The sequence below is a fragment of the Flagellimonas sp. HMM57 genome (assembly GCF_021390175.1).
Taxonomy (GTDB): Bacteria; Bacteroidota; Bacteroidia; order Flavobacteriales; family Flavobacteriaceae; genus Flagellimonas.
In genome coordinates this window covers 4,136,374-4,159,450 of sequence record NZ_CP090004.1, presented here as the reverse complement: position 1 = coordinate 4,159,450, position 23,077 = coordinate 4,136,374, and the positions used below count along the sequence as shown (strand labels likewise).

18 protein-coding genes are annotated in these 23,077 nt (G+C 40.7%); 11 read left to right on the top strand and 7 right to left on the bottom strand.

Features of this window, described 5'->3' with window-relative positions; genetic code table 11:
- Positions 1-209 precede the first annotated feature (209 nt).
- The 6 genes from LV716_RS18430 to LV716_RS18405 form a co-directional block, all read right to left on the bottom strand.
- The gene (locus LV716_RS18430; RefSeq protein WP_163419245.1) at positions 210-1,394 is read right to left on the bottom strand and encodes a serine hydrolase; all 1,185 of its coding nucleotides are present in this window, start codon (positions 1,392-1,394) and stop codon (positions 210-212) included.
- 31 nt (positions 1,395-1,425) lie between these two features.
- Positions 1,426-1,983, bottom strand: a complete 558-nt coding sequence (locus LV716_RS18425) for a DUF3575 domain-containing protein (protein ID WP_163419244.1) — start codon at positions 1,981-1,983, stop codon at positions 1,426-1,428.
- Positions 1,984-2,529: 546 nt separating this feature from the next.
- On the bottom strand, positions 2,530-3,048 hold the full coding sequence (locus LV716_RS18420) for a hypothetical protein (RefSeq protein WP_163419243.1): 519 nt from the start codon (positions 3,046-3,048) through the stop codon (positions 2,530-2,532).
- A complete protein-coding gene (locus tag LV716_RS18415; RefSeq protein ID WP_163419242.1) occupies positions 3,032-4,246 on the bottom strand; it encodes a hypothetical protein in 1,215 nt (404 codons plus the stop codon). Before LV716_RS18415 ends, LV716_RS18420 begins: the two co-directional genes overlap by 17 nt.
- Positions 4,246-6,465 carry a type II secretion system protein GspD gene (locus tag LV716_RS18410; RefSeq protein ID WP_163419241.1) on the bottom strand — a complete coding sequence of 740 codons (2,220 nt, stop codon included), beginning with the start codon at positions 6,463-6,465 and terminating at the stop codon, positions 4,246-4,248. The genes LV716_RS18415 and LV716_RS18410 overlap by 1 nt, the downstream gene beginning before the upstream one ends.
- Before the next feature lie 4 nt (positions 6,466-6,469).
- Complete coding sequence (locus LV716_RS18405) at positions 6,470-7,891, bottom strand: GspE/PulE family protein (RefSeq protein ID WP_163419240.1); 1,422 nt, start codon at positions 7,889-7,891, stop codon at positions 6,470-6,472.
- Between the two features lie 35 nt (positions 7,892-7,926).
- On the opposite strand from LV716_RS18405, the gene LV716_RS18400 reads away from it, so the two are divergent.
- A complete protein-coding gene (locus tag LV716_RS18400; RefSeq protein ID WP_233759181.1) occupies positions 7,927-8,085 on the top strand; it encodes a hypothetical protein in 159 nt (52 codons plus the stop codon).
- Positions 8,086-8,365: 280 nt separating this feature from the next.
- Here the strand turns inward: LV716_RS18400 and LV716_RS18395 are convergent, their stop codons facing one another.
- Complete coding sequence (locus LV716_RS18395; protein WP_163419238.1) at positions 8,366-8,803, bottom strand: general secretion pathway protein GspG; 438 nt, start codon at positions 8,801-8,803, stop codon at positions 8,366-8,368.
- Between the two features lie 605 nt (positions 8,804-9,408).
- Here LV716_RS18395 and LV716_RS18390 point away from each other — a divergent pair.
- The 10 genes from LV716_RS18390 (at position 9,409) to LV716_RS18345 (ending at position 23,077) form a co-directional block, all read left to right on the top strand.
- Positions 9,409-12,690 carry a hypothetical protein gene (locus LV716_RS18390; RefSeq protein ID WP_163419237.1) on the top strand — a complete coding sequence of 1,094 codons (3,282 nt, stop codon included), beginning with the start codon at positions 9,409-9,411 and terminating at the stop codon, positions 12,688-12,690.
- Between the two features lie 5 nt (positions 12,691-12,695).
- Entirely contained in the window at positions 12,696-17,156 is a 4,461-nt protein-coding gene (locus tag LV716_RS18385; RefSeq protein WP_163419236.1) for a DUF6443 domain-containing protein, read from the top strand.
- 20 nt (positions 17,157-17,176) lie between these two features.
- Entirely contained in the window at positions 17,177-17,770 is a 594-nt protein-coding gene (locus tag LV716_RS18380) for a hypothetical protein (RefSeq protein WP_163419235.1), read from the top strand.
- Between the two features lie 697 nt (positions 17,771-18,467).
- Complete coding sequence (locus LV716_RS18375; RefSeq protein ID WP_370637532.1) at positions 18,468-18,983, top strand: IS1 family transposase; 516 nt, start codon at positions 18,468-18,470, stop codon at positions 18,981-18,983.
- A 173-nt stretch (positions 18,984-19,156) separates the two neighbouring features.
- Positions 19,157-19,885, top strand: coding sequence for a hypothetical protein (locus tag LV716_RS18370; RefSeq protein WP_163419233.1), 729 nt, complete (start codon positions 19,157-19,159; stop codon positions 19,883-19,885).
- Positions 19,886-19,888: 3 nt separating this feature from the next.
- A complete protein-coding gene (locus LV716_RS18365) occupies positions 19,889-20,584 on the top strand; it encodes a hypothetical protein (RefSeq protein ID WP_163419232.1) in 696 nt (231 codons plus the stop codon).
- Positions 20,581-21,048: a hypothetical protein gene (locus tag LV716_RS18360; RefSeq protein ID WP_163419231.1), complete on the top strand. Its 468-nt coding sequence runs from the start codon at positions 20,581-20,583 to the stop codon at positions 21,046-21,048. The genes LV716_RS18365 and LV716_RS18360 overlap by 4 nt, the downstream gene beginning before the upstream one ends.
- Positions 21,038-22,300 (top strand): hypothetical protein, encoded by a 1,263-nt coding sequence (locus LV716_RS18355; RefSeq protein WP_163419230.1) that lies wholly within the window; start codon positions 21,038-21,040, stop codon positions 22,298-22,300. The genes LV716_RS18360 and LV716_RS18355 overlap by 11 nt, the downstream gene beginning before the upstream one ends.
- Complete coding sequence (locus LV716_RS18350; RefSeq protein WP_163419229.1) at positions 22,288-22,629, top strand: hypothetical protein; 342 nt, start codon at positions 22,288-22,290, stop codon at positions 22,627-22,629. The genes LV716_RS18355 and LV716_RS18350 overlap by 13 nt, the downstream gene beginning before the upstream one ends.
- Positions 22,613-23,077 carry a prepilin-type N-terminal cleavage/methylation domain-containing protein gene (locus tag LV716_RS18345; protein WP_163419228.1) on the top strand — a complete coding sequence of 155 codons (465 nt, stop codon included), beginning with the start codon at positions 22,613-22,615 and terminating at the stop codon, positions 23,075-23,077. Before LV716_RS18350 ends, LV716_RS18345 begins: the two co-directional genes overlap by 17 nt.

Sequence of the window (23,077 nt, the reverse complement as noted above, 5' to 3'; positions counted from 1 at the left end):
GTCCAGCGTCCGTCCTTACATTGTGATTGATTTTATAGCATGTTTTAAAACAAGGGTTTCCTCAAGACTTATTTTGATTTCTTGATTTTTTTGGGACACTTTTCTACTTCTTTATAGACATTGATACTGATTGAAATTGTTAGAAAAGGGATTGGTTTCAATTTCATTTGTGATGTTGATTAAAATTACTTCTAACGGCCAATTATTTCTTAATGTGCCAATATCGTGGTTTTGCTGGTCAAGTGGTTTGATATTGCTCTATAAGGATATCCCCCAAATCCGCGATTGGCGAATTGAACAATGATGATGTTCTGAATGGGGTTTATATAGAGGCGCTGTCCTCGTAAGCCTTCAGCGGAAAAATCCCCTTCAAAATTTTCCTGCGGCAACCACCAATAATATTGATGTGTTGCCCTTTGTTTTCCTTTGGAGGTGTTGGCCCTATTTCCCTGATCAATGGCAATACTTTGGGCAATCCAATCTGAAGAGATAATCTGGGTTGAGTCTCGAACTCCTTTTTTTAATAAAAGACGCCCTACCTTGGCCAAATCTATGGCTGTACATTGAAAACTACTTGGTGAGTTTTCAAGTCCTCCTATTTGGTCTATACCCCAACTTGCTTTGTATTCTGCTCCAATAGGATTCCATATTTCCTGTTGAAAGAAATCGGAAACATACTTACCGGTAGCATTCTCAATGGCCCATGTTAAAATTAAGGGGTCCAGATTGCTGTATTTCCATCTCTTTCCGGGTAAGGTATTCGACCTTACATGCAACAAATCCTTTTTAAGAGTACTCGTATAAAAAAACCGCGCCTCATCGCAGAATAGGTCTGAAATAAGCCCATTACCAGCACGCTCGAATTTCAATCCCGATTTCATGTTCAACAGATCTTCTATACGTAATTTTTGGAGGTCTGGATTGTTTTTAAAAGGAGTTATAAAATCATTGATGTGTTGTTTAGTACCATCTATATAACCCAGCTCTATTGCTTTTCCGGTCAAAAGGGAAATCATTGATTTTCCAATTGAAAATGTGTTTGATATAGTGCCACGATCGTAGTCACTACCGTATTTTTCATAGATAAGTGTGTCATTTCTAATGACAAGAAAGGCCAGTAATTCACCAGATTTGAAGTATTCTGAGAATGATACCCTTTTCCCTGCGCCGTTTTCTACAAGCAATGTATCGAGCTGGTTTTGTGGGACTTTTTTTTCTGGAAAAATAAATGGGTGTGAGCTTTTTTCCATTTCCCTCACTGGAAAGTATTCGTAGGTTTTTACCCCAGGTTTTTGAAATCTGATGATTCTGAAAATCTGTGGATTGACTATCCATAAAAATAGCATCAAAATAAAGAGGGAAAACACAATGGTCAGCACTATTTTTCTTCTCATTTGATAGGTGAATATTGATTTCTTAAAGTAATTAAAATCTACGCCCAATGCTAATACCGAGCCTGTATACACTATCGTGATCTGTTTCTTTTGCATTGAACAAAAGACGTCCTAACCCTACATTGGCTTCAAATACGAAACCATTTTTGGTTATCCATTTACTCCCAAAGCCAAGACCTAGCGAAAAATCAATACTATCCGGGCCTTCTTTTTGGGTTAGGTTACCATCCATATCCATTAGTTGTTTTCCATCGATAGAACTTAAGGTTCCAAACCCTTCAATGAAGAAACCCGAAGCATATTTTTTTCCAAAATATCTTCGGTAATAGGAAGTAACAAAATAGTTCACATCAATATCTTTGGAAGGGTTTTGTTGATTGAAAGGGATAAAAACAGAAGCTCCCAGTGACGATTTACGGTTGAGGTTTCTGTCATAACTTACTTCAACAGCACCGGAAACGGCCCTAAGAATGTTGAGTTTTAGATCATTCCTTTTTTCCAATGGATTATTGATATCCTGACCGGTACTTTGTGCCTGGGTTTGAAAAAAGGACAACAGTACGAGGAATAGTGATAGTTTATATTTCATAATGGATTTGAATCTTTCTGGGTCAAACTCAACCTACAGAAAACAGATTTTTGTTGATTAAAATAGTAAACCGAGAAAGGTATATATCTGTCGCATAGAGAAGTCGTCAAAAAATGATTTTTTTGATGTGAGTGTATGGTTTCTTTTTTTTGTGAAAAAAGGGCTCTATCGGTTCTTGACAATCTGGTCTTGTCGAAATGTCGATCTTCTTTAGATGGGGTGAATGTTAAACCTCGGGAGTACTATCCATATTTTATAGGTGTCAAGATCTAATCTCCTTGGGTTTTTGAATGAGCTTACTATAGGTAGATGGTGTCTGTTTCATTTTAAACACCCTATTTAATGTAGTCTTCGAATTAGAACCTGATTCCAAACTGATTGAAACTATACAGTAGGCATCGTAATTTGAATCCTTGAACAATTTTTCGCCTCTTCTATCCGATATGTATTTGCAAAAGAAAAGAAATTGTTATTGGTGTCCATGCCGAAAGCGAAAAGTACAAAGAGCTGTTCCAAGTTTATCTTATATGTAGGTAATTATTTTCTCTACTCAATATGTTGCATTAATACTTTAACCTCTAAATACTTTTTGTTTGTCCTGTAATTTTTCTCCTTGGTAAAATTTAAATGTATGACCTTTCCAAAGGTAGACTGATTCTCAATGGTGTAAATGGTCTTCAAAATACTGGTAAAACCACCCCTTAAAACAAATTCATAGGTAGTAACGGAATTATTATCCGTAATCACTCTATGCGGTGGATTGAAATCCATGACCTTCAGATTGTTTTTGGCTGACTCGCTGTTCACAACACGCAGTAGATTATTTTCCAATGAAGTATTGTTCAAATTCAGTGTTTGTAGTAATGAGTCTAAGTGCTTTTCTTTTTTGGAGAGAAACATTAATTGTTGTGGAATATCATTGAACAATTGCTCTTCCGCTTTTAGGGAACGGTATTCTTTTTTAAGGGCCAATGTGTTGGATATTGCCAATTTATAACATATGAGCAATGCCAGCAATAGCAATAGCAATAAGAGAACTACTTTATTTTTAAGGAGCTGTTGCACTGATCTTTATCTTAAAATTTGAGCTGTTTTGATTTTTGTAGTCGTACTCTAAAGTCTCTACGGACCTGACCCATTCCAATCTTTCCAGATATATCAACCACGATGAAAAATCTTCACTATTAATGCAATTTCCTGTCACGATAAGTTCGTCAATGTTCACTTCGATAGGTTTCGATATTTGTACCGGTTTTATAAGTGGTTGGTACTGTATTCCATCCAATAGTATGCTTTTGGGAATGGAGGTCCCCAATTCATCCAAGTAGTAAGAAGACCTTGAATTTGAAACCGATAGGACGGCGTCCACTTTTTTTTCTTTTTCCGCTACCGCGTCTGTTAGTGCCATGAGATTTTTTTTATTCTCATTATCAAACGCTAAATTTTCTTTTAATGAAGCTACTTCATCAAAATAGTAACTGAAAATTAAAAAATTGGAAAGTAAGATAATCAATAGTACAACTAAGGAAGACCTGGAAACAATCTTGAAGACTCTACTTTGTTTAAAGTCATTTTGAAGGCTTTGTACTGTAGGTTTAAAATTGGAATTATGCGCTGCGCTATCCGATAAGAAGTCCAATATCCCTGAAAAAGCCACTAAAGCGGAATTTTTCATTTGTAATCCATTAATAGTATAGCTAACTTGGGTAGCATTGTCAACTTTGGAAATTGAAAGTTTTGAGTTTGGTCCAGTATCAAAAGCTATTTTATTTGTGTTCGTATAAATAGTTTCGTTATTGATGAAATTTATCAGAGAACCCAATGTGGATAGCCCCAACGAGAACCCTGTAACCCTAAAATTCATTTCCTTTAATTTCTCTAAATAGCTATCAACACCATTTTTTTTAGCAATGCTGATCAATAAATGGTTCTTGAGCTTTGAAATCTGATAATAGAAAACATCGAGGTCTAGCCCCGGGAACATACGTTCAACAGCTGCTTCGCTACTAAGGCTGGATGTTGCTTCAAGTTGCTTGGTGATAACATCTGTAGTGTTGCAAATAAGATAGAGTGGGACCGAAGTTTTACAAAGTTTAGAGAGCATTTGCAGTTCATCAAAGTCCTGGCTATTGGCAATGGTGAGTTCCCCTTTCTTTTTAATAGCTTCCACAAGATGGAACTTGATCGTATTTTCCACTTGATAGATTTTCAATCCATAAAAAGTATTTCCTTTGGTAAAATATGTCTTTAAAAAATCGAGCATTAGTAGATTACTGTAGGTTTAATAAGAATGGTAAGTTTTTGTTTGGTATCCTCTCTTCTTCTTTTGCTGAATAGCCATTTGATTACCGGTATCCTTGCCAAAAATGGCACTCCACTACCTGAATCGTTCTTTACCTTTTCCTCCAGTCCGCCCAAAATAGCCAAATCTTGATTTTGCATTCGTATGATAGAACTAAACTCCCTAGAAGTTAGGCCGGGAGGAGCATCCTCATCTATTCGCTCTGAGCTAAAATCGGATTGTATGACGTTGATGTCCAAGGTTACCTGTCCGTTACCAGAAACCAAGGGTTTTATACTCACGGCCAATTGGGCATCAATGGGCTGAAAATTTCGTACTTCGGAAGTAGTGGGTATCTGTGAGCCAAAAAAGTTTTGGCTCGTTACTACGTAGTATGTAGTTTCCCCTATGGATAGGTTGGCGCGATGACCGTTCAAGGTGGAGAGTTTGGGAGTAGACCTGATCTTTAAATTCCCATTGGCCTCCATGGCCTTTATCGTTGCAAAGAATTCGGGAACAACCCGTCCAATGTTAAAAGAGCCGAATCCATCAAACCCACCTATTATCTTGTTGACCGTTTTAGCACCAAGGGTCAAATCTGCTTCAGGAAAAATCCCACCACTTGTCTCCACAGGTTCTTCACCAATGCCCCAACTTATTCCCGTTTCTACCGTGGCCGTTTTTCTTACTTCTATTAGCATAACCTCGATGAGTACAACAGGAACTGGTTTGTCAATCTCTTTGACGAATTTTTTGAAACGATTTATGTTGGCTGCAGGTCCACTAATCAGAAAACTATTGAGTTCAAAATCTATCTTGATATCCAAATCAGCGACCACATCATCTGGCAAGATGCTGACAATCGCCTCTGCATTTGATGAATAATTGTTAAACTGTGTGGGTTGGGTGTTGATTCTGCGCGTGGTATTGGGATTTTGTCCAAAACCTCCTTGATTATTTCCAAATCCATTTGCACCACCTTGAAAACCGTTGTTACCTAAAAAATTGACTCCTGCTTGGACCGTTCTCCCAGCCGATCTTCCAAATCCTCCAGATTGCATGGGGTCACCCAAAAGTTCCACGGATCGGTGCATCATCTGTACAATTTCAAACTTTCTAACACTGAGCTGGTCTGCCGTTCCAAAGAAATAGAGATCGTTTTCCTTTTTAAAGGTGAACGTTGCAGTATTGGAACTTAACCCAATGTTTGGAGCTGATCTGTTCTGATTTCTGTTTTGGGGCTGATTTGAAAGTTGACCATTAGAAGGATCAGCGACCGGATTCGAGAATTTGGCTTTGCTCTCGAACATCTTGGTCAATAGTTCATCATAGTAGATTTGCTTGGCCTTGAAACTGATGTTTCCCGCTTCGGTCAAAGGTGTTGCCATATAGACATCCAAATCCAGATCTACACTTATTTCATGTACTATGTCAGCAATGGGCACATTGGTAAAATCTACATTCAAAATTCTGTTCACCGTATCAAGTACCTGATATTGAAAATTGTTGTTCCCCAGATATGAACTACCGGAAACTCTTGAATTTGGCGAATTATTCTCAATGAACCTATCAAAAAGATAAAAACCATCCCTCGATTTTGCATATTTTAGATTATTGGTCTCTGCCAATTTTTCCATGGCCATATCCATAGGAACATCTTTTATGTAAAGTGTCAAGGGGATTGTTTCCATTCCACCATTGAACAACAGGTTTTGCCCCGATACGTCCATAATCTTACGAAATGCTTTTTCAAGGGGATCTCCTTTTAGGTCCAAGGAAATTAGACTGTTTAAGGCATCAAAAGAAACCAAAACTTCTTTTTCGGGAACGATTTCTGGTGGTGGTTGATATTTTTGGATGGAAAGAATATTGCCGGTAAAATTAATATCCAACTGATACTGCTTGCATAAAAACACCAAAAGATCGGAAACGGAAACGTTAGAAAAGTTGTTCACAATATTGATGCCCTGAAGGCTGGGGTCTATATTGATATTTACTTTGTGAACCTGTGATACTGCCAATAGAAAATTGGAAATTGATACACTGTTTACATTGATGTCCAGCTTTAAATTTTCTGAAAGTCCTGGGTTTTCGACGGCAAGGAGTTCTAGATTGTTCTTTATGTTCTGTATTCTGCTCTCTTCTTGACCAGATAGCGGTAAAGAAAGAAGGAGTAGAAAAAATATTAGGCTTTTCTTCATAGGTTCAGTTGGTTAACATGGGATATACTTCTTCTATAGAAGTAGTTCCTTCCGCAACAAGCATTAGTGCATTGTCACGTAGATTTGGTATGTTATGTTCGTTCAGATAATTCTGAATATCCAATTCGTTGTTTTTAATATGGGGCGTCAGTTTCTTTGTAATGGGTATAATCTCATAAACTGCCCTTCTGCCTTGATAGCCAGTGTGATGACATTTTTGGCATCCGGTAGGTAAATAATGATGGATCAAACTTTTAGGAGGTTGAAACCCTTCTGGAAAAAGGCTTTTTTCTATGGCATCTTTTCTTTTACAATTTGGACATAACTTTCTCACCAAACGTTGGGCAACACTGGTATTTAAGGTACTGGCAATAAGAAATGGAGGTATTCCCATATCGATCAATCTGGAAATGGTGGCCCAAGCGGAATTGGTGTGAATGGTAGATAAGACCAAGTGCCCGGTCAATGAAGCTCTAATGGCCATGTTGGCAGTTTTTACATCGCGTATCTCGCCGACCATGATAATATCTGGGTCTTGTCTTAAAAAGGTTCGTAGTGCACTTGCAAAATCCAACCCTATATTTTCCTTTAGCTGTACTTGATTTATGCCTTCCAGGGTATATTCTATAGGATCCTCTATGGTGAGAATGTTGGTTTTGGCATCATTGAGAATTTTTAATGTGGCATAGAGCGTAGTCGTCTTTCCAGAACCTGTGGGACCCGATATCAAAATGATGCCATTGGGCATTTTTATGCCTTCTTTGTACCGTGCCAATTCCAAGGGATTGAACCCCAAATCTTCCAAGGTGACCGATTCGGTATCCTTGTTCAAGATCCGAAGTACAATTTTTTCACCAAAAAGAGTAGGGAGGGAGGACACACGAACATCGAATTCGTCATTGTTCATTTTCATCGTAATCCGTCCGTCTTGTGGCAATCGCTTTTCGGCAATATCCAAATCTGCCTTTATTTTGATTTTGTTGATGATTGTGGGATACTCTTTGATAGGAACCTTAAACTGTTCTACGAGTTTTCCATCCAATCTGAAACGGACTCGACATGCAGTTTCATAAGGTTCAAAATGGATATCACTACTGCCGATTGTCTTTGCATTGACCAGTATTTTTTCCAGAAAATCAGGGGTATAGTGCAATTCGCTGTTCTGGCTTTTTTGCGCCTGTCTGTAATTGGCGGTCAAGTAATCTTGTAATTCTTGAGATGATAATCGTTCCAATCGTACAGGGGAATCCATAACGATCATCAATTCCGAGGATAGGTCCTCAGGATTCGGAACATCGGTCCAAAGGACCAAAACGGCATCGACTACTTCTTTTGGAACTATTCTGTAATGAAACGCCTGTTCTGCTGTAATACGTTGCACCAGGTCTGGAGCAATCTTAAAATTATGTTTGGTTTCAATAGCCATACAACGACGGATATTTAAATATGAGATCATATAGCATGACAAAGACCATAAATAGCGCCATCAATCCTGCTAACGGAACGGTTTTGTGCTTTAGATTTCGCTTACTTATCAAAAAGACCAAAAGGGAAAACATCGTGGCAGCAACAAAGAGTACAATAAATGTAAGTGTTGGGAACCCTAAGCTTAGTGCATAAAAAAATAATATATCCCCAAGGCCCAAGCTGTGATTCAAGAAACGTTTTTTAGTGATAAAACGGGTGTAAATAAATAAGATGGACAAGATGCTCGTGACCAAGATAGTGTTTATCAGTATTTGATATAAAAACACGGATGCATTGGTAACTTGTAAGTAGTAGAGCAGTCCAAGTAGGAGCATTGCCAATGGAAAAAGAAACCAAAAGACCTTTCGTTCCTTAAAATCTTGATATGTAATAACGGTAAGGCACATAATAAGCAATAGGTTAAGAGGGACAATCAATCTTTCACGATTTGCTTGGGATTTCCGCTTTCATCAATTTCCCAGACGTTAAAGACACCATCCCCATCAAAATCCGTTATGGCTTCTGCCCTGGCCTTAAAAGTGGCATTGTCTGCACTGAGTATTTCGTAAACATAGTTGGCCGTTCCGTTTTCCTCGACCGTTCGTGGTGCTTCAAAATCCAGTTCCTCCATTACGGGAGAATATTTGCTGTGCATATACCTGTACGTGGTCTGGGCGTTGTAAATAGCCTTTAACTGTACTTGGGCCTCAACACTTTTGGCTTTTGAGATCAAGGGCATAAGATTGGGGAGCGCCAACAGTAGAAGAATCCCTATTATGGCTAGTACAATTAAAGTCTCTTGTAGGTTAATGGCATCCAACTTTTTATTAAAAAAAGATATTGATACCACCTTTTTAATCGAGTTGCGCATGCTAGTATTGGTTTTAGTATGGAAAACAAATTATCATGAAAATGTACGAATAATATCTTACTTGAAATATAACTTTTTTCATATTCTAATTTGTAAGAATTTAATTAATGGTGAAACATTAAATAATTGTTAAATTTTAATTTTTTGTAGGAATATTTAGTGTGGACAAACTTGTGGTCAATGGTTTGTTTTTCATGGTCTTACCTGTTTATATCTATTGCTTGAACATAAAAAAAGTGGAATTTAAAATGATTTATGTAATAAAATAGATACGATAAATTGTTTACTTTTCTGGTAACCGAACAATCGTTTTTAATCTAAAAAACCTAACATGAAAATAAATCTTTTTTTAAAGTTCCATCACTTCTTGTAGTCGCTTTTTTAGGTAAAACCATGTTGCGCCCAATCAAAAAGGGGATGGTACATATAGTTTTTGATGGCATACTTTAATTTGAGCGCATCGACGGTTGGTCTATACACTTTTCTCAATAGCGCAATGTAACTACGACTTTAGGAATAAACAGGAAACGCATATAAAACAGAGCTTTCTACATACAAATGACATTTTGAATGTTCCGATACTTTATCACAAAATCCAAACCCTAATGGAAATTAAAAAACTAGCATTTGGTCTTATTATAGTATTAACTACACAAGTTGTAAGTGCACAGGACCTGCCTAAAATTACACCGCCATCTCCCGAAGCTACAGCTTTGGCAAAATACGTTGATGTGCCGGTCTCTTTTTACAATGGGACACCAAACATAAGTGTGCCCATATACACTGTGGACTTGGATGGATTGTCCATTCCGATAAACCTTAGTTACCACGCAAAAGGGATACAGGTGGAAGAAGTAGCATCGCGAGTTGGCCTGGGCTGGACCCTTAATTTTGGTGGAGCCATAACAAGACAGATAAGGGGTTCTGCCGATGAATATATTCCAAATGGGGTCAAAGGGTATTTAAGGGATAATTTTTTGGAGACTTTTTTTACTGCCGATACTACCAGATCAAGAATCTATAATAGTGTTTTGTTGGAAGCACAGGATCTTTATCCAGATAGTTTCATGTTCAATTTTTTAGGGTATTCAGGTAAGTTCATTTTTGATCAGCGTACGAAAATGCCAGTGATCCAACATTTTACCGACCTGAGGATAACACCGGTTTGGGCAAATGGAACAGTTGGTGAAATAGCTGGATGGACAGTAATAACCCCGGATGGGTTCAAGCTCCATTTCGGGCTTTCCAAAGATGGGGTCCTAACGGCCAGGGACAAGGAACATGTCATTGAAAATGGAGTTTTTTCGAATGGTACGTTGTCGAGCTCTCCCGGTAGCGGTTCCTTTAATGCATACACGTCATGGTACCTTATGGACATCACGGGGCCCAGTGGCAAAACAATAAAATTCAAATATATTGAAGAGGAGCCCATTTACTGCAGAAGGAGTTTTGATAAAATGGATTTTGGGTCGGGCATAGTCAGTTCGTATTTCGCGAAAGTCAAGCCGGTTCAAAATCAGATATCCGAAATTGTATTTGATCAAGGGAAGGTAAAGTTCATAAAGTCCAATATAGAAAGGGATGATCTTGATAACGCATACGCTTTGGATAAAATCCATATTACCGATTTCGACGATATACTCGTTAAGAGCTATCAGTTCAATTATGTATATACTACAGGTCCCGCAACCAACGTATTGAATGCATTGAGCATTTGTGATCAAAAGGCGGGCAAAAGGCTTTTTCTTAACTCGATAGACACTTATGATAAATTGGAGTCTGCGGCATTGCCGCCCTACCAATTTTTCTACAATAGTACCGTATTGCCCCATAGGTTTTCCAATTCCCAGGATACTTGGGGGTATTACAACGGAAAGAACAACGGCGACTATCTTACTTTTTTCGACTACGGTACCACAACGATAAGTAGGGAGGTGGACACCATAAAATCCCAAGCGGGCATGCTTACAAAGATACAATTGCCCACTGGAGGGTCAATGAACTATGAATATGAACACAACAGGGCGGTACCTCCACACTATTTCAAGGATTTGCTGTTTCCAGATACGAATCCGCTTGTATCCAAGAGCTTTGGTATGACCAAAGATCCTAGCAGGTATAGTGGCAATGCCTACACATCGGAATCGTTCACTATAGGGAACATTGTAGGTGGCGCAAAGATTATTTCCATGCTGGGATCGCCAGAAGAATGCGGTACAGATCAGTTCATGGAGACCTGCCCTTATGCTGCGGAACTCATAGGTTCGCAAGGTAGTATACCATTGCTTAACGATACGTATGACATTCAGTTGCCATCTGGAACGTACTATATAAAAGTGACCATAAATGGAGGAGTCCAGAATAACCCCATGGACATTTTCCTTTTACCTTTTGGGGTCTCGGTCACTTGGAAAGAGGAAATTGGTGACCCAGATCCAAACAGCGGTACGGAATTACTTTTTACTTCGGGCAATCGAATAAAGAGAACGACCCTAGAGGACGCTTATGGGGGAACCATTCAAAAAGAATACGAATATAAAGATGCACAGGGAACGAGCAGCGGGAAGGTTTTCTCATTGCCCAGTTATTATTACCAGGAGGATGCCATGGGGGGAGCCGTTATCATAAGAAGAAAATACGGGGCCCGCCCCGGTAGTCCCCTCACTTACGAACAAGGCAACCATGAAGGGTACGAATATGTTACGGAACATCTCATTGGAGAAAATGGCAGAGAGGGGAAAACCGAGCATCGTTTCACGGTATTCGAGGATTCTGGGGATTTCTATAAATTTCCGTACCACCTTGCAACGGACAATGAATGGATGAGGGGGAAGCCCTTAACGACCAAATATTATAGAAAAGACCCACAGGATTATACACTTATAAAGGAAATAAACCATAACTATAGATATGGAGATTTGGTAGGCAGCCCTTTTCATTTAATGGTGCCTCCTGTGTCACCTATCGCCACCAATGGAGAAGTCTATGGAGCCACTAGGACCAAGCACACCGCTTCGTTCATAATTTTCGCCGATCAAGATGGAACACCGGGAGATCCGGACGAATACAATGAATTCAAAACATTTTACCTCACCGCTGGAACTCTGGATATGCATTCCACCGAAGAAAAAACATACGATAACGGGATGCTCCTTTCACAAAAAACCACGTATAGCTATGATTATGACAAGCATTACCAGGTGAGTGAAACAGAAAGCGTAACGAACAACGATAAGTCGGTATCGACCAAAACCTACTATCCTTCCAACAAGGATATACTTTCGGGCCTATCGCCAACAGCATATTCGGCACTGGGACTATTGGAAACTATACGGCCCGGCGAACCGGTACAAGTTGAAGTGGTTACCAAAAACGATGTAGGCACCCAATTGTCCAAAACGACCACCCGAACAAATTTCAAGGATTTGCAGAACGACATGGTATTGCCCGATATCGTACAGACGGCAAAAAATGGAGGTGCCCTGGAAAATCGAATCCTATACCGGGAATACGATGACCTCGGAAATCCGCTTGAAGTTTCCAAAGCGGATGGTGTGTCCGTTTCTTACATATGGGGCTATAACAAGACCGTACCCGTAGCTAAAATCGAAAATGCGACCAGAACCGACATAGAGACACATTTAGGGGCCAATTTTCATACGGGCAACGGTGGGCTCACGGCATTGCAAGAGAGTACGCTCCGCAACGGACTTTCTGGCGCCATGATCACAACATACGAATATGAGCCAATGGTCGGCCTGATCAAAATGACAGATTGGCGGGGTCGGACCACAACATATTCTTACGATAAGTTCAATAGGTTGGAACTTATCAAGGACAATGAGAACCATATTCTTGAGGAATATAGATATAACCATAAAAACTGATGGCCATGGCGACTAAAAATTATAGCACATATTTCCTTACGGGCCTCTTCCTCTTGGTCTTTTGTTTTTCTTCAATGGGACAGTTTTGCCCAAATGTCCCACAAAATTTTGGATTTAACGGCGGTACCAAAACGGTCGTCATCTCTAACAATTCCTGTAAGGCGCTTTCCGCTTTCAGCAATGTTCCGGGTTGGTTGACCGTGACAAGACCAAGTGGAAACATCAAAATAGTATGCCAGGCGAACACAGGGGGCAGTAGAAATGCGACGATCACCTATCAGACCAATTCTGGGACACAATTTCTATGGGTGAACCAAAATGCCTATCCGGCCCTTCCCCCAATGCCAAGTATTTCACAAAACTGTGGGAGCACGGTACTTACCAAGGGCAGCGCGCCCTCCAATATTTCATGGTATTGGCAGAGTTCCTCTGGAGATACGAAAAGGTTTGCCGCAAATTCTGCGTCCAGCATCACGTTTTATTCGAGTGGAACACATTACCTAAGGGCAAGAAATTCAGGAGGGGAATGGGGTCCCGCCAGAACAATAAACTATAGCGTCAACTTGCCTCCGCCCACACCGTCAATGCCCTCTGTGTCCAATAATTGTGGCAACACTGTCCTTACGCGCGGCAATCCGCCAGGTGGTATAACCTGGTATTGGCAGACTACGGCCTCGGACACCATTAGATCTAGTGCAAGTATGAACAAGTCCGTTACATTTTATACTAACGGCACGTACTATTTAAGGTCCAGAAACAATTCCTCAGGTTGCTGGGGGGGTGCCCGAACCATCAATTACACCGTTGATAAAGTTCCGGGGCAAGCTTTGGGAACAGGTGGTGAAAGGTGCGACACCGGTACGGTTTCCCTCACGGCTTCTTTGGGCAGCAATGCAAATCAGGTTAGATGGTACGCAACACCAACGGGCGGAACCCCTTTGCATACTGGTACAAATTTTACAACGCCAAGTATTTCGCAGACCACCCTCTATTATGTGGAAAGCTACAATACCGCCACACAGTGCAGTTCAAGTTCTAGAAACAGTGTAGAGGCAAAGGTTCTACAGTGTTCCGCAAATGCCGAAACCTATAACTATATATACACCCGGTCCTACCAAAAGAAAAGTTTGACAACGCTTGACCAGGCCTGGTTCACAACAAACGATTCCCTGATCCAGCAATTGACATTTTTTGATGGGCTTGGTAGACCAATGCAGCTAACGGCAATGGACCGGTCTACCTCTGGCAAGGATATCGTTACCCATATAGCGTACGATGCCCTTGGTAGATCGGAAAAAGAATACCTGCCGCACCCAAGTGTTTGGGGAGGCACAGGGGACTTTCGACTCAAGGCAAAAGATGATACATCTGTGTTTTATGATAGCGATGCGTACGAATATACCGATAACCCCTATTCTGAGAAAAGCTTTGAACCCTCACCCCTTAGCCGTGTGTTAAAACAGGCGGCCCCTGGCAACGACTGGCGAATGGGAGGGGGGCATGAGATAGAGTTTGATTACTCCGTAAACACAGTAACGGATGCCGTTGCAAGGTTTGTGGTGACCTTTGTAAATGGAGATCCAAGCTCCCCCGAGTTGAGCAAATTATCAGGCCATTACGCCCAGGGCGAACTCCACAAAACGGTCACCAAGGACGAGAACCACGACGGCACCGCTTCCAAACTGCACACCACCGAGGAGTTCACGGACAAGCTGGGCAGGACAGTGCTAAAGCGCACCTACGCAGAAGTCGGGTCGCCGAGCGCAGTCGAGGCGCACGACACTTACTACGTGTACGACGACTACGGCAACCCTACCTATGTGATACCACCAAAGGTGGACACTTCCAATGGGGTGAGCGGTACCGAGCTCAACGAGCTCTGCTACCAGTACAAATATGACCACCGCAACCGTTTGGTGGAGAAAAAGGTACCGGGCAAGGATCCAGAGGAAATTGTGTACAACACATTGGACCAGCCCGTGCTCACGCGCGATGCCAACCTGCAGGCCGACGGAAAATGGCTCTTTACCAAATACGATGCCCTTGGGCGTGTCGTCCTCACCGGGATCCTTAACAGTAACATGACCCGCTCCCAGGCACAGGCCAATGTAGAGAATGCCACCGCGCAATATGAGGAAAAGGTTGGACAGGGCTATACGGACAATGCCTACCCCAAGATTTCCACAGGTTCCCCGGCACCACAGGTACACACGATCAATTTTTACGATAACTACAACTTTCCGCTCTTGGGCTATACCATCCCTACCGATGTTCTGGGCCAGACAGTCTCACAAAACGTAAAAGGGCTTCCCACGGGGGGCAGTATCTTGGTACTGGACGGCAACAACGATAAATGGATAGGTTGGGCAAGGGCGTATGACGAAAAGGGAAGGATGATAGCCGAGGGCACCCTTAACGATTATTTGGATACCTTTGACCAAATGGAGACGAAGCTGGACTTTGTGGGCAGACCTTTGCAGACCGTTACCACCCATACCAAGGGTGCCAATGCCCCCATTGTGACCGTGGACGACTTTGAGTACGACCATATGGGCAGGCTCACACGGCAGACGCAGACCATAGGATCCCATACCGAGACCCTAACGGAGAACACCTACGACGAACTGGGGCAACTGGTACAGAAGAAGGTGGGTGGCAACCTGCAGACGGTGGACTACAAGTACAACGTGCGGGGATGGCTCAAACAGATAAACGACCCTACCACCATGGGCAACGACTTGTTTGCCTTTGGCATCAACTACAACACGGTCGACCATGGCGGTACACCACTCTATAATGGCAACATATCGGAGACGGAGTGGCGGACGGCCAATGTGGACAATGGCCTAAAATGGTACCGCTACGGCTACGATGCGCTCAACCGTATCACCAATGCCACAAACTCCAGTGCCAACTACAACCTCGACCTGGTGGAGTACGACAAGAACGGGAACATCACCAAACTGGAGCGAAAGGGCCATACCAATGCCGGGGCAACGACCTTTGGCAACATGGACCGTCTGATCTATTACTACCATACGGACTCGAACCAGATACGCAAGGTGACGGATTTCTGGAACGATGACCAAGGCTTCAAGGACGGTACCAATACGAACAATGACTTTGAATATGATGCCAACGGGAACCTGACATCCGATGCCAATAAGGGCATAACCAACATTGCCTACAACCATTTGAACCTGCCAACACAGGTAACCGTAAGCAATAGTGAACATAACGGCACAATCGATTATGTCTACGATGCCAGAGGCCGAAAAGTACAAAAGATTTTGACCAATAATGGCAGTATCACCGCCACGACCCAATATGCGGATAAGTTTATCTATGAGAATGGGAACCTACAGTTTTTTAGCCATCCAGAGGGCTATGTCATGCCAAACGGGAATAATTACGATTATGTATACCAATACAAGGATCATCTGAACAATGTTCGTTTGTCCTATTCTGATTCAGATGGAAATGGTTCGATAGACCCTTCAAATGAGATTATAGAAGAGTCAAATTTTTATCCTTTTGGTGGAAAACATAAGGGGTATAACAATGTCACTTCGCCTAACGGAAATAGCACAGCACAAATGTGGAAATTTGGTAATAAAGAATATGATGAGAGTTTAGGTCTTGAGACGTACGACTTTGGGGCGAGGAACTATGACCCCTGGCTTGGTCGTTGGGCAAACATAGACCCTAAAGCACACAAGTACTTTTCCTACTCACCATATAATTATGCAGTAAATAACCCATTGATTTTTGTTGACCCCGATGGGAAAGAACTTATTCTAGCTGGAAATCGTAAGGAAAGAAGGCAATTGTTCAGAGAGGTTAAAAAACTTTCCAATGACAGGTTAAAATTAAATAGGAAAACAGGTCAGGTAACCGTAAGAAAGAGTGGAGGAAGAAACAAGGGTAAAGACTTAAAAGAAGGTACAGCCTTGGTTTCCAATATAATTGGTTCAAAAAATACTGTAACTGCTATGACATCGGGAAGGTTCAAAGAGAGTTTTGGCAAAACTGAGACTATGCTTGGCACAAATATTGATCAACGAGTAATGAACGTAAAGGGTAATAATACTATGGATGGTAATAATGACCCTAAGTTTAACATAGGTAGTAAAGATGCGTTGGTGATATTTGATTCTAGCGATAGTGGTGCTGATGTCAAGAATGAGGATGGTACTTTTGGAAATAGACCTAATTTTATAGGTCTAGGCCATGAGTTAATTCATGCCTCAAGAATTATAGGAGGTCAAGTCGTTGAAGGTGATGAACTTTCACGGTATTTCATAGATCCTGATGCTCCAGATTTAGGGCCCGGTGGAAATCCATTTACCTTTAGTGATGAAGAAATTGAGGTTAGGGATATAGAAAACCTCATAAGGAGCGAACATAAAATTATCAGAAGGGCAGATCCAGTGTTTATGCACCCAGATGATTGGAAGAAAAAATAACAAATTTAAATGAAGAGAATATGAAAGATTTTTTTATAATAATGTTTTTTTGTCTCTGTTTAGTTGGTTGTAAATCTTATGAGACAACGAATGAATCGAATAAGAATACAATCAAAAATGATTATCCAGATGATTTAGTAATGAGATGGAAGTCTCAAAACCTAGATTACATAAAAGGTTTGAGAGCTCTATCTGAAGAAAACGATAAAGAAGATTTGCATTTGAAGAATATGATGGTTTATATAGATAGAGCATCGACAGGCTTTAACAATCAAGATTCCAGAAGAGAGGTTATTCTAGATTTTTTATACTCTAAGCATAAGATGCAATCTGAAGATTTTATGATAATAGAGAATCATCAGGGCGAAAGAACTTCATATGTTATTGTGCTAAAAGACAAAAAGATAACTTTGAAATGGGCTTATGGGAAGTGGCAGGAGTCAGAGAATGAAGACATCCCAAACTATGAAGAGTTAGTCAATAAGATTAAGAATTTTGTTAGGAGTAATGATTGTGAACAAAAATCTTACTCATTTAGCCTAATAACATTATTTAATAGAGGGAGTATTATAACGGCACTTGATGATAAATCATGCCAATCAATTAATATTTAACCTTTCTTGGTTGATTTAAAAGAAAAGGAAGCCCCCCGCTCCCGCTAGTCTGTGACTAGTGGCGTACCGAGTAAGAAAACATATATTCGAGTACACTGCCTTGTTGTGGCTTTTGTATTTTTAAGATGTTAGTCGAGATTGATACTATCAGTTTTTTTAGGTCAATTCCAAATTATATACTGTTGTAGCCACCAGTTGCAAACTGGCGGTAGCGGGGGGTCCAAGTCAAAAATCAACAACAAGAAGTGTAGTTGAGAGCGGTAATAAGGCAAGAAAAGGTATCCAGAAGGGAAGTCAAGCGGCAGGGACTATTACCGCAGCTAATCAGAAAGATTCAGATACTACTTTTGTAACAACACAAGCTGGCTCTATAGGGTAATGTATCAAAATAGGACATGGCTAAAAATTATTATCTAAGTAATTGAACCATAATGTATTACCCAAATCTTATTAGTCGTTATTTACCATATATTGGTTCTTTAACATAAGTTATCCTAACTTCAACGTCCTAAAATTAAGCTTTTTAATAGTATTGTGTATCAAATTAGGATATGGATGCAATAAGCTGTCCCAAATGTGATGGCCCTTCGGTAAAAAGTGGCCTGCAAAACAACAAACAACGGTATAAATGCAGATTGTGCAACAAACGGTTTCAATTGGAATATAGTTATAAAGCTTGTTATCATAAAACCGACCAATCTATCATAATGCTGTTAAAAGAAGGCTGTGGGTCAGGAGTATTTCAAGAATACTGGATATCTCCAAGAATACCGTTCTGTCAAGGATATTGAAGCTGGGGAAACAGATACAACCTCCACCTTTTCATAAATTGGGCGTTAAGTTTGAGGTCGACGAACTTTGGAGCTTTGTAGGCAACAAGGAAAATGTAGCTTGGATCACTTATGCCATTGAACAAAATACCGGGAGAACCATCGACTTCTTGGTAGGTAGAAAGACCAAGATTACTATTCAGCCCCTGATCAACAAACTTTTGCTATCAGGTGCAAAGTGTATTTATACAGATCGATTGAATATTTATCCCAGTTTGATTCCCAAAGCGATTCATAAGGTCTTTCGGTATTGTACCAATACAATTGAGCGAAAGAACCTGACCCTAAGAACACATATCAAGCGACTTGCTAGGAGAACGATCTGTTTCTCAAAAAAACAGCAATATCTGGAAGCCCATCTAAGAATATATTTTTGGGGATGAATATTTGACATGCTCTTTTTTCTTCTGCAATGACAACGTATTGTTTCTTTAACATAATTTTTTAGAGAAACTGAACGAATCCTCAAAGCATTGCGCCCACATATTAAATAAAGAATTTACTTTCAGTAAAAACTATATTTTCAGTACCTTCAACTAAGAAATGAAAATAGTATATGAAGTCTTTTTTTGTAAAAGCGTTGGTAATCTGTGTTATACTTTTCTTATTGGGGTGTAACGCATACAAAGCCCAAAAACAAGAAGCCCAATTAAACTTTCCAGCGTTGGGGACCCTAATAAAAACAAAGGGAGACCTTTGGTACAGTGCGGTGGAACAAGTAGGCGTTCCAGATTGGTCCGCCCTTAAAGTCGATGTACAACAACTCCCGTTCAATAGGACCAGTTATGGCTCCTATGCCAGGTATATGGAGCAAGCGGGCAAGATAAATAGCATAGCCTATGTAGACTCGTTGCCCTACAAGCCAAAGTACCTACGGTTACAGCTTTTGGACAAATTGGGGATGACCCAATTGCTGAATACGGATACGCACAAAGAACTACGGTCTTACATCGCCCAAGATGAGGGTTATAAATTGGTAACGGGATTGGACATTACCGTCCCAGAAACGGAAATGCCAAGTTTCTTGCAAGCCGAGGCCGTTCAGCTTCAAAAAGATACTTATGGGAACATACAGCTTGTAACCATAAACGGAACAACGGAAAACAGGTATTTTTTCTCGGAGCTTCAAATATTTGGTTATCAGTATGCCAACTTTTGCTGGGGAGAGGACAGATATCACAATCTGATTATCGAAAACCTGTTGTCCGAGAAGGAAAAATGTCCAAAGGGCACGTATTTGAAGTCCATCAAAGTGAACGGCGATAGATCATATCTAAAATTTTAGCGAATGGAAAAAAAGAACATGTATATGCTGGTCGTGGTTTTATTGGCGTTTTTGGGCTGTGAGGATATTCTGGAAGTTCCGGATATTTCTGACCAGACCGTTCCTGTTTTGGCCCCTTTGGAGGGAAGTATTTTGACGTCTAATGAAGTGGGGTTCAATTGGCAACGCATTGATGATGCCACTCGGTTCAACATTCAAATTGCAACGCCCAATTTTGAGAATGCCACCCAAATCGTATTGGACAGTATTATTGTGGAAGATACCTTGGGAAACATTGAGACTAGAATTGTGCAGGATCTTTTTAACGGGATGTACGCATGGCGCATAAAAGCATTGAACAGCGATTATGAAACTGCCTATACCTTGAACAGTTTTCAGGTAAACGGCGATGAGGACCTCGATATAATCCCTCCCAATACCCCACAATTGGCAACCCCTGCCAATGGAGCATCGCAGAGTGACGCCACAGTAAACTTTTCTTGGACACGGGAAGATGTTCCCGGAACCGCGGAACGGGACAGTATTTTTATCTTTTCGGATGAAAGCCTACAAAACTTGGTTACAAAAGCTTTGGGCGCCAACAAGACATTCTCAACAAACGTAGCTACGGGTACTTTTTATTGGCGCGTGAGGGCCTATGATGCCGCTGGTAATGAAAGTGATAACAGCACTACATTTAATTTTACGGTTGAGGAGTGAGCAAAAATGTAAAGACATATCTATTGTTGGGTCTGGTTCTGGCCATATGGGGCATCATTGGGTTTAGGATACTCGGTGTGTTTTCGCCAGAAGGCGAGGCCCCGGTAACCACTAGAAAACTGGATTTTAAACCTAAGGATGTAGTAGAAAGGGATACGTTCAGTATTCTAGCGGATTATAGAGATCCTTTTCTGGGGACATTGAGCGCTTCAAAAAAAAAGACCAAAAATACCGCAAAAGCCAAACCCCCAACAGTTGAGTTTCCTACTATAACATATACAGGGCTTATAACGGACCAACAGACCAATGCCCACATTTTTTTTGTCACCATAGGTGGCAAACAATACCTTATGCAAAAAAGGGGTAAGGAAAGCGAGGTGACCCTGGTTGGTGGAAATAACCAACACATAAAAGTACGGTACAAGGGAAAATTAAAAACCATACCATTACAAAGTGCGAATTAATACGAAAATACGGGCAGGGGCATTACAGTTTGTGCTTCTTGTTGGTGCTGTGATAGCTGTCCTGTTGCTCACATTTACCTTATTGCACCAAACCCATGTGCTCTTTGATCAAAAAACATCCAAGACCATTGCGGTAATCAAAAAAGTGGATTTAGGGCTCAACTATGCAATGAGACAGGATATTCCAATCAATGACTCGATAATCTTAAAAATGCCATCGGATGATGGTATTGCGGTGTCGGTCTTCAAGTCCTATTGGGGTGTTTTTGAGAAATATGGTATAAAATCCAGGTTTAAAAAAACGGTATTTGTAAAAACGGCCTTGGTTGGTGGCGCTGTTGATGAGCAGTTCCCTGCACTTTACCTTAAGGACAATGATCGCCCCATGATCATAGCGGGAAGCGCCAAAATCACAGGAAACGCATATCTACCCGAACAAGGCATTAGACCCGGTACGATAGGGGGACAGTTTTATCGATTCAATTCGCCTATTTATGGCATAGTAAAACGGAGTTCCAGGACATTTCCCACCATCAATGGTTCTTTAAAAAATCATGTAAAACAACTTTCAAACAGTGGAAATGGTGACTTTAGGGGCAGTGACGTACATTTTTCGCAGGGACTAAAACTGACAAATTCTTTTGAATTTCCAACACAATATATTCAAGGTGATGTAATTAGGCTGTCAAATGTTGAACTACGGGGCAATATTAGTATAATGGCATCACAACAGATAGCCGTAAGCAGGGATTCCCATTTAAAAGACGTTGTGCTCGTAGCACCGAAAATCATCATAGAAACCGGATTTAAAGGTACATTACAGTGCATGGCCACAGAAAGTATCGAGGTTGAAAATAGGGTGATTTTGGAGTATCCATCAGCCTTGGTAGTACATCGAGGCAATACATCCAACCCAAAAAGCCAGTCAGAGCCGAATATCCAGATAGGAAAAAATGTTTCGGTCAAGGGTATCGTTGCTTATTTGGACGAAACAGATGAAGGAAACTTTTTTCCACAAGTACAGATAGAAGTAAATACTACGGTCTTTGGTGAGCTATATTGCGAGAAAAACCTGGAACTCAAAGGTGAGGTTATCGGCAATGTAACAACAGATGCCTTTATTGCACTGGAAAATGGCAGCGTCTACCAGAACCACCTGTTCAACGGCACTATTAACGCAACGCTTTTGCCTACGGCTTATGCAGGCTTACTGTTGCAAAAGGAAAAAACGCTGGCCAAATGGTTGTACTGAGAAAAATCAAAGCATCCACACTAATGGAAACGATGGTAGGAACCGTACTCATCGTAGTCATCTTTATGCTTTCCAGTTTAGTAATGAACTCGCTGTTTTCCTCTCAGGTAAAAGGAAATCTTCAGCCTATACATACATATTTAGACCAATTGGAATACCAACTTATCAATGGAAAAGTAACCCTACCATTTTTTGAAGAATGGGAAACATGGAATATTGCTATTGGAGAGGTTCAGGAAGATGGAACGATCAGTATTGAAGTGACCGAAAAAGAAGCTATTGGATCAAGGACGATAAAAAGAAAAATCCATTATGTCGAAAACCTTTAAAAAAATAAAGGCCTTCACATTGAGTGAAATGTTGGTTGTGTTGTTATTGACCCTTATTGTGGTGGGACTGGCGTTTTCTGTTTTAGGTTTGGTACAGGGGCAGATGAACGATATACAAATAGGTTATGAAGAGCGGGCACAGGACAATCTTTTGCAACAGGCGTTGTGGATAGATTTTAATTCCTATTCCGATATCTATTTTTCACCGCAAGATGGTACGCTATCATTGACCGATGAAATTGAAAAGAAAGAATATCGTTTCTTCAAAACGTATGTGCTTAATGAAAAAGATACGATTTTCACCGATTTCAAAATAAACAGGGCATTTTTTTTGGGCAAAGAAGTGAACAGTGGTAAGGTAGATGCTCTAGAATTTATAAATGAAGGTGAGCAGCTCAAGACACTCTTCGTTTACAAAAGAAATACAGCTACAGATTTTATGAATTGA